The sequence below is a fragment of the Tomitella fengzijianii genome, assembly GCF_007559025.1.
Lineage (GTDB): Bacteria > Actinomycetota > Actinomycetes > Mycobacteriales > Mycobacteriaceae > Tomitella > Tomitella fengzijianii.
Genome location: NZ_CP041765.1, coordinates 1,859,286 through 1,872,823 on the forward strand (window position 1 = coordinate 1,859,286; position 13,538 = coordinate 1,872,823).

General features: G+C 68.9%; 14 protein-coding genes. 5 read left to right on the forward strand and 9 right to left on the reverse strand.

Annotation, left to right across the window (positions count from 1 at the left end; genetic code table 11):
• Positions 1-43 precede the first annotated feature (43 nt).
• The 5 genes from FO059_RS08455 to FO059_RS18730 form a co-directional block, all read right to left on the reverse strand.
• Positions 44-1,462 carry an NAD-dependent succinate-semialdehyde dehydrogenase gene (locus FO059_RS08455; RefSeq protein WP_143910585.1) on the reverse strand — a complete coding sequence of 473 codons (1,419 nt, stop codon included), beginning with the start codon at positions 1,460-1,462 and terminating at the stop codon, positions 44-46.
• A gap of 181 nt (positions 1,463-1,643) precedes the next feature.
• Positions 1,644-2,147: a flavin reductase family protein gene (locus tag FO059_RS08460; RefSeq protein WP_233266784.1), complete on the reverse strand. Its 504-nt coding sequence runs from the start codon at positions 2,145-2,147 to the stop codon at positions 1,644-1,646.
• Positions 2,148-2,175: 28 nt separating this feature from the next.
• On the reverse strand, positions 2,176-4,593 hold the full coding sequence (locus FO059_RS08465; protein WP_143907945.1) for a phosphoketolase family protein: 2,418 nt from the start codon (positions 4,591-4,593) through the stop codon (positions 2,176-2,178).
• A 3-nt stretch (positions 4,594-4,596) separates the two neighbouring features.
• Entirely contained in the window at positions 4,597-5,178 is a 582-nt protein-coding gene (locus tag FO059_RS08470; RefSeq protein ID WP_143907947.1) for a type 1 glutamine amidotransferase domain-containing protein, read from the reverse strand.
• Positions 5,175-5,576, reverse strand: a complete 402-nt coding sequence (locus FO059_RS18730; protein ID WP_233266783.1) for a hypothetical protein — start codon at positions 5,574-5,576, stop codon at positions 5,175-5,177. The genes FO059_RS08470 and FO059_RS18730 overlap by 4 nt, the downstream gene beginning before the upstream one ends.
• Positions 5,577-5,790: 214 nt before the next feature.
• On the opposite strand from FO059_RS18730, the gene FO059_RS08480 reads away from it, so the two are divergent.
• Positions 5,791-6,099 carry a hypothetical protein gene (locus FO059_RS08480; RefSeq protein ID WP_143907949.1) on the forward strand — a complete coding sequence of 103 codons (309 nt, stop codon included), beginning with the start codon at positions 5,791-5,793 and terminating at the stop codon, positions 6,097-6,099.
• 43 nt (positions 6,100-6,142) lie between these two features.
• On the opposite strand, the gene FO059_RS08485 is transcribed toward FO059_RS08480, so the two are convergent.
• Complete coding sequence (locus FO059_RS08485; protein WP_143907951.1) at positions 6,143-6,466, reverse strand: hypothetical protein; 324 nt, start codon at positions 6,464-6,466, stop codon at positions 6,143-6,145.
• Between the two features lie 213 nt (positions 6,467-6,679).
• On the opposite strand from FO059_RS08485, the gene FO059_RS08490 reads away from it, so the two are divergent.
• Together FO059_RS08490 and FO059_RS08495 are read left to right on the forward strand one after the other, a co-directional pair.
• Complete coding sequence (locus tag FO059_RS08490; protein WP_143907953.1) at positions 6,680-7,024, forward strand: RNA polymerase-binding protein RbpA; 345 nt, start codon at positions 6,680-6,682, stop codon at positions 7,022-7,024.
• A gap of 334 nt (positions 7,025-7,358) precedes the next feature.
• On the forward strand, positions 7,359-8,300 hold the full coding sequence (locus FO059_RS08495) for an iron-containing redox enzyme family protein (RefSeq protein ID WP_233266782.1): 942 nt from the start codon (positions 7,359-7,361) through the stop codon (positions 8,298-8,300).
• A 9-nt stretch (positions 8,301-8,309) separates the two neighbouring features.
• Here FO059_RS08495 and FO059_RS08500 read toward each other — a convergent pair whose 3' ends face one another.
• A complete protein-coding gene (locus tag FO059_RS08500; protein WP_372497835.1) occupies positions 8,310-8,579 on the reverse strand; it encodes a CDGSH iron-sulfur domain-containing protein in 270 nt (89 codons plus the stop codon).
• A gap of 159 nt (positions 8,580-8,738) precedes the next feature.
• On the opposite strand from FO059_RS08500, the gene FO059_RS08505 reads away from it, so the two are divergent.
• The gene (locus FO059_RS08505; protein WP_199257025.1) at positions 8,739-9,494 is read left to right on the forward strand and encodes a HemK2/MTQ2 family protein methyltransferase; all 756 of its coding nucleotides are present in this window, start codon (positions 8,739-8,741) and stop codon (positions 9,492-9,494) included.
• A gap of 234 nt (positions 9,495-9,728) precedes the next feature.
• Here FO059_RS08505 and FO059_RS08510 read toward each other — a convergent pair whose 3' ends face one another.
• Complete coding sequence (locus FO059_RS08510) at positions 9,729-10,583, reverse strand: Rieske 2Fe-2S domain-containing protein (RefSeq protein ID WP_143907959.1); 855 nt, start codon at positions 10,581-10,583, stop codon at positions 9,729-9,731.
• Positions 10,584-10,642: 59 nt separating this feature from the next.
• A complete protein-coding gene (locus tag FO059_RS08515; protein ID WP_143907961.1) occupies positions 10,643-11,638 on the reverse strand; it encodes a TIGR03557 family F420-dependent LLM class oxidoreductase in 996 nt (331 codons plus the stop codon).
• 270 nt (positions 11,639-11,908) lie between these two features.
• Between FO059_RS08515 and mdlC the strand changes: the two genes are divergently transcribed.
• The gene (gene mdlC / locus FO059_RS08520; RefSeq protein ID WP_143907963.1) at positions 11,909-13,531 is read left to right on the forward strand and encodes a benzoylformate decarboxylase; all 1,623 of its coding nucleotides are present in this window, start codon (positions 11,909-11,911) and stop codon (positions 13,529-13,531) included.
• Positions 13,532-13,538: the final 7 nt, after the last annotated feature.

Here is a 13,538-nt window from a genome sequence, read left to right on the forward strand (position 1 = left end):
CCCTCGCGCTCATGACTTCGTGGACTTCATGACGGCGGGGGCCTCACGACGGCACCGTGCGCACGAGCTTGCGATTGACGAACTCGTACATCCCCATGCGTGACAGCTCACGGCCGAAGCCCGAACGCTTGACACCACCGAAGGGAAGGTCGGCCTGGGTGAGCGTGGGCGCATTGATCCAGACCATTCCGGAGTCGATCCGGCGTGCCACCTTCTGCGCGGCGTCGGTGTCGGAGCTCACGATCGTGGCGCCGAGGCCGTACGGCGAATCGTTGGCCATGCGGACTGCCTCGTCGGTGTCGCTGACCCGGTGCACTACGGCCACCGGGCCGAAGAGCTCCTCCGAGAACGCCCGCATCTCCGGTGTGACCTCGGTCAGCACCGTCGGTTGGAAGAAGGCGCCGGCGCCGCCCGGCCCTCGATCGGATTCGGGTGGGCGGCCGCCGCCCACCACTGCGCGTGCGCCCTTGTCCAGCGCATCCCGCACTTGGTCGGCCAGGCCATCCGCGGCCTCCTCGGAGGACAGCGGGCCGAGGGTGGTCTCCGGGTCGGTCGGGTCCCCTGGCGTGTAATCGCTGAACCGTGCGGCCAAGGCTTCGACGAAACGGTCGTGAATGGACTCGGGTACGAAGAACCTCTTCGAGGCCACGCAGCTCTGTCCGGTATTGAACATGCGGCCCTGCACCGCCATGTCCACGGTCGATTCCAGATCCGGGCTGTCGAGCACGATGAACGGGTCGTTGCCGCCGAGCTCGAGCACGCACTTCTTGATGTGGCGGCCGGCCTGCTCGGCCACAGCGGCACCGGCCCCGTCGCTTCCCGTCAACGCGACGCCCTGCACGGCGGGGTGCGCGATGACCCGCTCCACGTCGCGCGTGCGCAGGAAGACGTTGGTGTACACGCCCTCCCCCGTCCCCGCATCGGCGAAGATCTGCTCGATCTTGAGTGCGGTGAGCGGGCAGGTGGACGTGTGCTTGAGCAGGATCGTGTTGCCGGCGACGAGGTTCGGTGCAGCCAGGCGCACCACCTGGTAGAGCGGAAAGTTCCACGGTTCGATGCCGAGCAGGACGCCGAGCGGCTCGTAAACGACGCGGGCGTCGCCGCCCTCTGCGATGTCGAGCGCTTCGGGTTCCAGGAACCGCGGGCCGTTGTCGGCGTAGAAGCGCAGGATGTCGGCGGAGGTCTTGATCTCCCAATGGGCCTCGCCGATGAGCTTGCCCATCTCGGCGCTGATGGTGCGCGCCAGGTCGTCCGCCCGCTCACGGACCAGATCCGCTGCGCGGGAGACGACGGCGGCGCGTTCGCCGGCGCCGAGTTCCCGCCACTGTTCGAAGCCGGCGTGGGCGCGGTCGATGATCTCGTCGAGCTGCTCGATCTCCAGGTATGGGAATTCGCCGAGCGTCTCGCCGGAGTACGGGTTGATCGAGCGGAACGGCTCAGCGTCCGGCCCGGTGGCGCTCATCGGTTGAATGCTGGTCGAGGTCACGGCGTGTCCTCCTCACTGTTGTCAGCTGTGCGGCGGTTACCCGAGCCCACGACTGGACAAACACGCCGGATCCGCCGTGGCGCCGTTCACCCCGCGCGGAGCCCCGGCTCGCGGGGGCGCTGGCCATGACGCGACTCCACCCACCGGCGAGCCTGTTCTAGGCGGGGTGGCCGGGGTCGAGATAGAGAACGTCGTGCATCCCCAGGAGGTCTTCGACCGGCCCGGCCACGGCGGCCGCATCGGGTGCGACGACGAAGCCTTCGTGGTCGCCGAACACGGTGGTCGCTGTGATCGGCCCGGAGAACCACGCCCGCGCCTCGCCGAGGATCGGGACGCCGTGGGCGTCCGGCTTCCATGCGCACCGCGCGAACTTGTCGACCCGGTCTCCCGTTTCGGTCCCGAACAGGCGCGCCAGGCGATGCTGGTGCGGGCCGAGGACGTGCACGGCCAGCCGCGTGGCCCTCCGGGTAAGCCGATAGGTGTGGTTCTTGTCCGACAGGCACACCAGGAATCGCGCCGGCGCGATGGAGACCTGGCATCCGAAACCGACGAGGCAGCCGGCCCGCTCTTCTCCGTGGCGGGTGGTGACCACGTACATCGGCTGGTTCAGCGACGCCGCGATGCTTTCGAAGTCGCGCAGCGGCTGCTCCTCGGTCGGCATGGGTGCCTCCCCGGCTTGGTCGTGGCCGTCATCGTCGCGGCGGCATCCGCGTCAAATCAGGGGCGTCCGCCCCGTGGCTGCGCGTGTATTCCTTGGCGGCGGCCCGGGCGCGCGCAAACTCTCCGGCGGCATCCGGCCCTGCATCGCCCGCCGCGTGCCGTGCGCGGGCCAGTGCGTCGAGCGCGAGGCTGTAGCGGTCCATGCCGTTGAGCATGAGCATATCGAACGGCGTGGTCGTCGTGCCCTCCTCCAGGTAGCCGTGCACATGCAGGTTCGCGTGGCAGGCGCGGCGGTAGGTGAGCCGGTGGACCGCGCTGGGATACCCGTGGTAGGCGAAGATCACGGGGGAATCGCGGGCGAACAGCGCGTCGAATTCGTCATCGCTGAGTCCGCGCGGTTCTTGTTCCGGGGTCTGCATGCGGAGCAGGTCGACCACATTGACGACTCGCACTTGCAGGTGCGGCACGTGCTGCGACAGCAGTCGGGCCGCCGCGACCGTCTCCGCCGTGGGCACCTCGCCGGCGCACGCCAGCACCACGTCGGGTTGCTGTGCGCCGTCCTCGGTGCCCTCCTCGGGCCAGATGCTCATGCCGCGTGCGCAGTGCTCCCGTGCCTCGCCGAGCGTGCGGTAGACTGGCGACGGGTGTTTGCCGGCCACGATCACGTTCATGCGGCCGACACTCGACAACGCCTCGTCCGCCACTGCCAGCAGCGCGTTCGCGTCCGGCGGGAACAGCACGCGCACCAGGTCGTTCTTCTTGTTCATCACCAGGTCGATGAAGCCGGGGTCCTGGTGGGAGAAACCGTTGTGATCCTGGCGCCACGCGTGTGAGGTGAGCAGCAAGTTGAGCGAGGCGGGAGGCTGGCGCCAGTCGATCGCCCGTGCGCCTTCCAGCCATTTGGCGTACTGGCCGACCATGCTGTCGACGACATGGGCGAACGCCTCGTACGTGGCCAGCATGCCGTGCCGGCCCGTCAGCAGGTACCCCTCCAGCCAGCCCTCGCACAGGTGCTCGGAGAGCACCTCCATCACCCGGCCGTGCGGCCCCAGGTTCTCGTCGTGAACGCCATGGCCCAGCGGATCGGTCGACCCTGAGCGCCACACCCGGTCGGTCGTTTCGAACACCGCCGACAGCTTGTTGGAGTCCGCCTCGTCAGGTGAGAAGAGCCGGAAGGTATCGGGATTCCGTTCGATCACAGTCCGCAGGTACCGGCCCAGTGCCGCAGTAGGCGAGCATTCGCAAAGACGCCCGCTGCTCCCCTGCCGTGCCTCCTGGATCTCGGACTCCGGTACCGCCGCCTCCTGCGGATCCGGCAGGTCGAGGTCGCGCCGCACGCCGCCGGCGTTGGCGCGCGGGTTCGCGCCCATCCTTCGGTCGCCGTCCGGCATGTACCTGAGCACGCTTTTCGTGGGGCGCCCGTCGGCGTCGAACAACTCCTGCGGACGGTAGCTGCGCAGCCAGTCCTCCAGCTCCGTCAGGTGGCCGGTCGCCTCACGGGATACAGCGAGCGGGACCTGATGCGCCCGGAAGGTGCCTTCGATCGGTGTGCCGTCGACGAGGGAGGGGCCGGTCCACCCCTTGGGGGTGCGCAGCACGATCATCGGCCAGCGGAGGCGGCCGTCCGGCGTTTCGCCGGCGCGGGCGGAGCTTTGAATGGCGTCGATCCTGTCGACGCAGCCGTCGAGGGCGGCGGCCAGATCGGCATGCACCATCTCCGGCGCGGCGCCTGCCACCTCGACGGGCTCGTATCCGTACCCGCGCAGCAACGCCCGCAGGTCGGCCGGGTCCATGCGGGCGAGAACGGTGGGCCCCGCGATCTTGTAGCCGTTCAGGTGCAGGACGGGCAGCACCGCGCCGTCCACCACCGGGTCGAGGAATGACGTGCTGTGCCAAGACGCCGCCAGCGGCCCGGTTTCGGCCTCGCCGTCCCCGACCACGCACACCGCCAGGGCGTCGGGTGCATCGAACACGGCACCGCATGCGTGCGCCAGGCTGTAGCCCAGCTCGCCGCCCTCGTTGATCGAGCCGGGAACGTTCGGTGCGGCGTGGCTCGGAATGCCACCCGGAGTGGAGAACGCCTGGAAAAGCCGCTGCATGCCGGCTTCGTCCCGCGGCATCGAGGGGTCGCGCTCACCGAGCGATCCTTCGAGGAACGTGTGCGCCAGCAGTGCGGGGCCGCCGTGGCCCGGCCCCGCGACGAAGACGACGTCCAGATCACGCTCGCAGATGATGCGGTTGAAGTGGCTGTACACCAGCGTCAACCCGGGGACGGTTCCCCAGTGACCGACGACGCGCGGCTTGAGATCATCGGGTCGCAGCGGCTGCCGTAGCAGCGGATCGCCGTCGAGGTAGAGCTGTCCTGCGGCGAGGTAGTTCGCCGCGCGCCACTGTGCATCGACGGCCGCAAGGTCGACCCGGCCGCCGGGAGCGTGCTTCGCCTGCACCGCTCAGTCCGTCCGCGGGGCAGAGAATGCCCGCACCATCGCAGAACAGAACGCGGGCAGGTCGTCGGGCATGCGGCTCGACACCAGAATGTTGGGGCCGTGATCGCACACGACGACCTCCTGATCCACCCACTCGGCCCCGGCATTGCGCAGGTCCGTGCGCAGGCTCGGCCACGATGTCATCACTCGCCCGCGGACCGCGTCGGCCTCGATGAGGGTCCACGGCCCGTGGCAGATCACCGCGACGGGTTTGCCCGCGTCGAAGAACGCCCGGACGAATGCGACGGCATCGGCGTCGGTGCGCAGGATGTCCGGGTTCGCGACGCCGCCGGGGAGCACGAGGGCGTCGTAGTCGCTCGCGGCGTCCGCGTTCGCGGCCGCCTCGGCCTCGAACGTTCCTTCGCGATCGAGGTGGTTGAACGCCTGAATGCTGCCTGTACGGGTGGATACGAGTGTGGGCGTCCCGCCGGACCGCTGTACCGTCCGCCACGGCTCCGTCAGCTCGATCTGCTCGACTCCCTCGGGCGCGACCAGCATCGCGATATTCCGCCCGCCGAGTCCGGTTGCCGCGTCTGCTTCACTCATCGGTACTCCTCACCAGGGTCGTCGCGGTCCTCGATGCGCGTGGACGCCGTGGGGACGTCGTCGTCGGCCGGCCGCGCATCCGGGTCCGACGATCCGCCGGGTACGGACTCGGCGGTATCGGGCCGCTCGGACCACAGTCGATGATCGATACTCTCGCCTTCGGCCTGTTCGCGGGCGGTCACTCCGTCCCTGTCCGCTGCGCTCCAGTCCTCGGGCGGCTCGACGCCCTCCTCGAGCGGGTCGGCGCCCAGGCGATCCTCGTCGAGGTCCTCGGCATCGACCGACGACGTGAGGTCGGTGTTGACCGCCGATTCCGGGTCGACCTGGAGTTCAGGGCCGCCGCTTGGAGCGCCGCCGACGTCGGCTCCGGCGTCATGGTCCGTCGTGGAGTCCTTCACGTCCTGCTCCTTTCCTCTCGTTCCGGCCGCCCCTGGAGCGTCCGGCGCTTCCGGTTCGGTGCGTTCCATCGACAGGGTTCCCACAGTGCGGCCGATCAATCACGTGCGCCTCGGATCTCTTGTTCCGCGGCGGAGGTGTGAAAGCGGCGGAAGCCGGGTAACCCGGAACCGCTTGACACTGAAATGAGACCCCACAGGAAGAGAGGCAGAGACGATGCGACAGAATTTTCCCGGCCTCATCGCCTGGACGTTGTTCCTCATCGGCCTCGGCGCCGCCGGGGTATGGCTGGTGATCCTCGGCAGGAGTGGAAGCGACGGTGCCGTCATCCCGGGCGTCATCGCACTGGTGTGCCTGATCGGCGCGGGTGCGCTGTGGCTTTCGATCCGTCTGCTCCTGCACAACGACCCGATGAACCCGGAAGTGCTCGAGGACGAGGAGAAGGTCTACCTCAAGCGGCGCCGCGACAAGCGCAACCGCAGGGCGCAGGGCAAGGAGGGGGCGGCCGACGGCGAACCGGTGTGACGTGGCCGGTCCCGCTGTGCACAGCGCGTCGTCAAGTCACGTGTCAGCGCAGGCGTTCGCTGTGGCGGGCCAGGGCCACCAGTTCCGCGCACATCCGCGCCAGTTCTTCGTGCGGGGCGCCCTCGTCGACGGCCGTCGCCACGTCCTCGCAGGCGCAGCGGAGCTGGAAAGCCCTGTCTGCCACGGCGCCCGCGTCGGCGGCGCTCAGGATGACCGCGTCCTCGGGTACGGCAGTGCCGGCAAGCGTCTGCCGCTGCTCGTAGGCGCGCTGCCGGCACGATTGCCGACAATAGCGGCGGCGCCGGCCTGTGGAGACCTCCGCGACGGGCCTGCCGCACCATGCGCACGGCGACGGCTTGTTCTGCACGCCCGGGAGCCTACCGCGAGCCTGCCCCGCACCCGCCGGTAGTCTTGGCAGGCGAGCCGCGTCCGTCGCCCGACCTGCGGCCGGCGGGAACGTTTGCGCGTCGTCGTGCGTTGAGGATGGTGGATGGCGGCCGCATCACGGAAGGATCGCGGTCGCGCACAGGTGCCCCACTGGCGACACCGACTGGATTATCGACAGAATTGAGGAGCGATCATGGCAGATCGAGTTCTGCGGGGAAGCCGACTCGGCTCCGTCAGCTACGAGACCGATCGCGACCACGACCTGGCCCCCCGCCGTACTGCGCGGTACCGCTGCGAGAACGGGGAGGAATTCGAGGTGCCGTTCTCCGACGACGCCGATTTCCCGGCCTCGTGGGTGGGGCGCAACGGCCTCGAGGGCAAGCTCGTCGAGGGCACTGCGCAGGAGGAGAAGAAGGCCAAGCCGCCGCGTACCCATTGGGACATGCTGCGCGAGCGCCGGTCGCTCGAGGAGCTCGAAGTGCTGCTCAAGGAGCGCCTGGACCTGCATAAGACCCGTAGGCGCAGTTCCGCCGGCTGACTCCGGCGAAAGCTCACGTCGTGCGGTGAGCGCACGACGACTGCTTTTCGGGCCCCGCACCGACAGGTGCGGGGCCCGAGCGGTGTGCGGGGTACCCGGCGAGCGTTGTTTGGTTCGTGTCGGCGTCGGGTAGTCGGCGCTGAGTGTCCCGCGCCCATCGCGTGAGACGCCGCAGTGCGACGACGAGGAAAGCAGCCTGACGAGGAAACGGAGACCCAAGATGCCGAGCACTCCCGTACAGGATCGTCCGGGATTCGCTCCGATGCTCCCCGGTGCGCGTGGCAATCTGTCCGAGTGGGTTCTGAGGAGGCTCGAGGGACGCAGTGACAGAGGAATGCCTGATCCGTCCCGCGCCGACCCGCTGGGCGCAGACCTGCAGATGGCGCTGTTCGTCTGCTACGAACTGCACTATCGCGGGTTCCGCAATGTCGGAGACGGATGGGAATGGGATCCGGCACTGCTGGAGTTTCGTGCCGGGTTGGAGTCGGCCTTCATCACCCGGTTGCGCGCGCGAGTCGCCGGCGTGGACGAGCATGCAGCGGGGTGCGTCGGGGACGGACTTGATGCCGAGACCGCTCTGGACCACGCCACGGCCGGGCGCCCCGGGGACCGTGGGCCCGCCGACCACCTGGCGGCCGACGGCTCATGGGAGCAGATGCGCGAGTACTTCATCCACAGATCCGTCTACCAGCTGAAGGAAGCCGACCCCTACGTGTGGGCGATCCCGCGACTCCGTGGGCAGGCGAAGGCATCGCTCGCGGCGGTCGAGTTCGATGAATTCGGCGCGGGTCACGGCGCGGAGGTGCACTCGCGGTTGTTCGCCGATCTTTTGGACGCCGCCGGACTGGATTCGACGTACCTGGCCTATGCGGACCGCGTGCCGGCGCCGACGCTGGCGGTTGCCAATCTGGCGACGACCTTCGGCCTGCACCGTTCGCTGCGCGGTGCGCTCGTCGGGCACTTCGCGGTCACTGAGAGTTCCACCGGCCCGGCGGCCAAGGCGCTTGAGCGGGCCCTGAAAGCGATGGCGGCACCCGAGCCCTGCGTGCGCTTCTACACGGAGCACGTCGAGGCGGACGCTGTACACGAGCAGGTGGTCCGGTATGACATCCTGCAGCCGCTGCTCGAGGCCGAGCCGTGGCTCACCGATGATGTCGTTTTCGGGATCCGGGCGGTGGGGACGCTGGAGGCGGACCTCTCCACCCTGCTACTCGACAGTTGGGACCAGGGCAGAAGCTCGCTCGGCCCCGTCGGCGGCAGCCCGACTCGCGGATAAGGCTCCGGCTCAGGACGTCTCCGAAGACTTTCTGTCCTCCCCTGCCGTTCCGCCCGCGCGGCGGCGTCCACGCGGCGATTTGTGGCTCGCGTCGCACAGCGGGTACACGGCGCTGCGGTGGCACATGCAGATCGCCACCATGAACCGATTCGACCGCACCACCTCCCCCGACGGCAGCGACACTTCGAGCGGGCCTTCGACCAGCAGCGGTCCACCGGGCACGACGCGCGCCCGCCGAAGGGGGGCCGAACTCTGCGAAGTCACGGGCATGGCAATCATCGAGGGTCTCCTTTCTGTAGCCTGCCGTCCGCGATTCCCCGCCGAGCGTCGGCGCAAACCGGGTTTGGCGGGTGATGACCGTGGTAACCGGTCACGGACCCGGCAGGCGGTTCGCCGCCCCGGGCGCAGTCGGCTACCAATGGACGAATGGAGCACCGGATGGGCAGCGACGGTGGCGACAACGTCGCTCAGGTCCCGCGGGTTCTGCGGTTGCCGGGCGTCTACCGACCGCAGGAGGACACCGCGCTGCTCGTCGAAGCGGTCCGTGGACTGCGGATGACCGCGGACACAGCGGTGCTGGACGTGTGTACCGGAAGCGGAGCCGTCGCCCTGGCGGCCGCATCCGCAGGGTCCCGGAATGTGACCGCCGTCGACATCAGCCTCGCATCGGTCTGGTCCGCGCGGTGCAATGCCTGGTTGCGCGGATACCGCTGTTTGGATGTACGGCGGGCCGACATCACCGGCTTTCGGTTCGGCGGCCGTTTCAACCTCATCGTCTGCAACCCGCCGTACGTTCCCACGCCGTCTTCCGCACGCACCCGTGGCGCCGACCGGGCCTGGAATGCGGGGCCGTCGGGGCGGGCGTTGCTCGACCCCCTTTGCCGATCGCTCCCGTCGATGCTGGCCGACGGCGGGCGACTACTGATGGTGCAGTCGGAGTGTGCGGACATCGACCGCACGGTCGCTGAGCTCGCGCAGCGGTGCGCCGACGCGCGCGTGGTGGCGCGCAGACGGATCCCCTTCGGCCGGATCATGTCAGACAGGACGGGTTACCTGGGGGGAGCGGGCCTCCTGCCCGACCTGCCGGACGGTCGCAATACACCCAGCGAGGAGATCGCGGTGATCGAGGCGGTAGCCGCCGTGCGATGGCCGGCGCTGGAGCCCGCAGAGTCGCCGAGTGCCCTACGGGGCTGATATAGGGCCGGTATGGCTTGCCGTCACCGCGATGGACCCGTGACGACGTCGGGAGGTCCCCGCCACTCCTCGGCGTGCGCCGGGCGCGACGATCATCGGTTCCACCTCCTCCTGAGCTCGTCATCGGCTCGGGCACCGTGCTTGTCGCTGCCGCATTCCATCGCTCTGATCTCCTTCCCCTGTTCTCTGCCCGTGCGCCGGTGTCAGGGGCGTCGGTGCCGGATGCGCAGCTCGTCACCGTACAGACCGGATCTCGACTGCGCCGTCGACGATCCGGGCGTCGTACGCCGGCTGCGGCGAACTCGCCGGACCACGCACCACCGTGCCGTCGTCGAGACGGAACACGCTGCCGTGCCACGGGCAGGTGACGCATCCGGCCGTCCTCTCCCCCTCCCCCAGTGGCCCGCCCATGTGGCTGCAGGTGGCGGCGATAGCGCTGACCCGGCCACTGCGGCCCCGCGACAGCAGGATCGACTGGCCGTCGCAGTGGGCCGTCAGCGTGCCGTCCTCCGGCAATTGCGCTTCCCCTGCCACGCGTGTCCACTCGGACGGGATGTCCAACCACGCCGTGTGGTTCACGTTCATCGCCCGTGCGTACGTGAGGTGCCCGCCCAAATAACCGCCGCCGCCGACCAGTGCGAGTCCCGCCCACGACAGCGCCTTGCCCGGCACGATCCTCCCCCGGAAGCGCAGCGCCAGCGATGCGAGGAACAGCATCGATGCGCTCGAATTGGCGGCGGCGTGCACGGCGCCGACGCGCGACTCCGGGGCCTTGGTGTCCGCCCAATCGTTAAGCCCCGTCGCGGCGGCGGGCACTGCCGTGAAGAGTCCGGCGGCGATGAGGGTGCCCGCCGCCCGGTTGCCCTGCTTGCCTCCGACGATGTCGAACAGCGCGGACATTCCCCACGCGCCGATCGGGACCGCCACCAGCATCGGATGGAAGGGATGCCCCAGCCATGTGCCACTGAGCGTGTTCCGCACCGTCGTCGGCTGCACCGCTCGGTGTACGGCATCGGACACGGGACTGACGAAGCGATCGAGTGGCGCGAGACCCTCGATCCGTTGCATCGCATCGTGTAGAGCTGTCATCGGTGATCCCTTCCGGTGTGTGTTTTCGGTTGCGTACGCAGAACGGGCGTGCAGTGCGATCAGTAGGCGTTGGCGCGCGATGGCTGCTTTCCATCGGTCATGGCCCTTATCGGGCCGGCCAGTTCGTCGGCGAAGAAGGCGAAGAATCCGTCGATCTCGGGGCCGGCGTTCATGAGGGCGACGCGGTCGAATCCGGCGGCCACGAACTCGCCCACCGCATGTAGATGGGACTGTGGATCAGGCCCGCAGGGCATTGCCGCGCGGACGTCGTCCTCGCGAATGTGCGCCGTTGCGGCCTCGAAGTTGACCGGGTTGGGCAACTCGGCCTGCACTTTCCACCCGGTCAGGCCGAATCGGAACCGCTTGTGTGCGGTGCGCGCCGCCTCCTGCTCGTCGGGGGCCCACGCCAGGGGGACCTCTGCGTAGCGGGGACCGGTTCCGCCGGCGCGGCGGTAGGCCTCGACCACGCCGGCGTCGGGTGCCGTGGCGAACAGTGCATCGCCGTGCTCCCCCGCCAGGGCCGCGGAGGCATCGCCGGAGGCGGCGATCGCCACGGGTGGCGGCGTGCCGGGCAGATCGAACACGCGGGCATCGTCGAGTTGCAGGTGGCGTCCCCGGTACGAGCGGTACCCGCCAGACCAGAGCAGGCGGATGATCTCCACAGACTCGCGCAGCATCTCGTGCCGCACCGAAACCGAGGGCCAGCCCGCTCCCACCACGTGCTCGTTGAGGTTCTCCCCCGCTCCGATCCCCAGTGTGAAGCGCCCGTCCGAGAGCAGGGCGGTCGTCGCGGCCGCCTGCGCGATGATCGCCGGATGATAGCGGCCGAACGGGCAGGTGACTCCAGTGGCGAGACCTATGCGGTCGGTGGCCTGCGCGGCGGCTCCCAGCATCGACCAGGCGAACCCGGAGTGCCCGTGGCTGAACAGCCACGGGTGGAAGTGGTCGCTCACCTCGACGAAATCGAAACCGGCCTGCTCGGCCGCCCGCGCCTGACGAACGATCTCTGTCGGCGCGAAGGTTTCCGCCATCAACTTGTAACCGATCTGGACCATCGTGGCGCCGCTCCTCGCACAGATCACACCTCGGCCGCCTGCAACCGGACAGCGCCCTGCAAGCGGCCGGCTTCGCGACGAGGTTACCCGTGGTGGAGGCTGATAAACCATGGGCGGGAATGCGCTCGGCGGGCATCTCCCGGTTCGCGCGCGATCCCGAATTGATTTCACAGGTGTTCAATTATCCGCAAAGCGACGCACACTGCGACGGGGGCCGATACGGTCGTGCCAGATCAAGAAGCGGATCACATGCGCAGGGGAGGAACGGCAATGGGCCAGACCATCCGCGACGTCACTTTTCAGCTGATGAGAGACCTGAACCTGACGACCATCTTCGGCAATCCGGGATCCACCGAGGAGACCTTTCTCAAGAACTATCCTGCGGACTTCCGCTACATCCAGGCATTGCAGGAGGCGTCGGCCGTGGCGATCGCCGACGGCTATGCGCAGGCGACGAGGCGGCCCGCTCTGGTCAACGTCCACACGGCCGCCGGCGTGGCGAATGCGATGAGCAACATCATGACCGCGTCGATGAACCAGACCCCGTTGATCATCACTGCGGGCAATCAGACTCGGGAAATGCTGCTCATGGAGCCGTGGCTGATGAATGTCCAGCCGGAGGATCTGCCTAAGCCGTGGGTGAAATGGAGCTACGAGCCGGTGCGTGCCGCCGACGTACCGGCCGCGTTCATGCGCGCCTATGCGGCCGCATTGCAACCGCCTGCGGGGCCGGTGTTCCTGTCGATCCCTTTGGACGATTGGGAGCAGCCTGCCGCCGGCTCGAACCCGGTCGCCCGCACCGTAGCCACCCGCGTGGGTCCGGACCCGGTGCGCATCGCCGAGTTCGCGCAGGCGCTGTCCGACGCGAAGGATCCGGCGCTGATCTTCGGCGCGTCCATCGCCAGGGGCGACGGCTGGGACCAGGCTGTGACACTGGCGGAGAAGCTCGGCGTCCATGTCTATGCGGCGCCCGCCTCGGAGCGCCCCCCGTTCCCGGAGGACCATCCCCTGTACGTCGGCGGACTTCCCTTCGCGATCGGCCCGCTGTCGAAGAAGCTCACCGGTCACGACGTCGCGATCGTCATCGGGGCGCCGGTGTTCCGCTACTACCCGTACGTCGCCGGCGACTACCTGCCCGACGGGCTCCGGCTGCTGCATGTCACCGAGGACCCGGCGCAGGCGGCGCGGGCGCCCGTCGGCGACAGCCTCGTCAGCGACGCGGTTCTCGCGACGGAAGCGCTCACCGAACTTATCCCGGGCCGCCCCCACCGGAAGGTGGTCATGCAGCCGCACCGCATGGCGCCGCACGGCCCCGGCGTCTCCGTCCGCGAGGATTCCCGCATGGGCGCCGACGAACTTTTCGCCACGCTGTATGACGCGATGCCCGAGGACACGGTGGTGGTCGAGGAGTCGCCGTCGAACCTGGGCGATTTCCACGCCGCATGGCCCATCGTCAAGCCGGACTCCTTCTACACCTTCGCCTCGGGGAGTCTGGGGTGGAACCTGCCCGCCGCGGTGGGACTGGCGCTGGCAGAACGGGACTCCGGCCGGAACCGCCCCGTAATGGCGATGATCGGCGACGGCTCGATGCAGTATGCGGTGCAGGGCCTCCACTCCGCGGCGCAGGAGCAACTGCCCATCATCTACGTGATCCCGTGCAACGGCGAGTACGCGATCCTCAAGTCGTTCGCGGACCTCGAAGACTCCCCCGGCGTGCCCGGCCTCGACGTTCCGGGGCTGGACGTCGTGGCGCTCGCCAAGGGCTACGGCTGTACCGGGGAACGCGCCGAGACCGCCGAGGAGGTGCGTGCCGCCGTCGCGCGTGCCCTCGGAAGGCCCGGCCCCACCGTGCTGGAAGTGCCGATCGAGGCCAAGGTGCCGCCACTGCTGTGACCCTGGC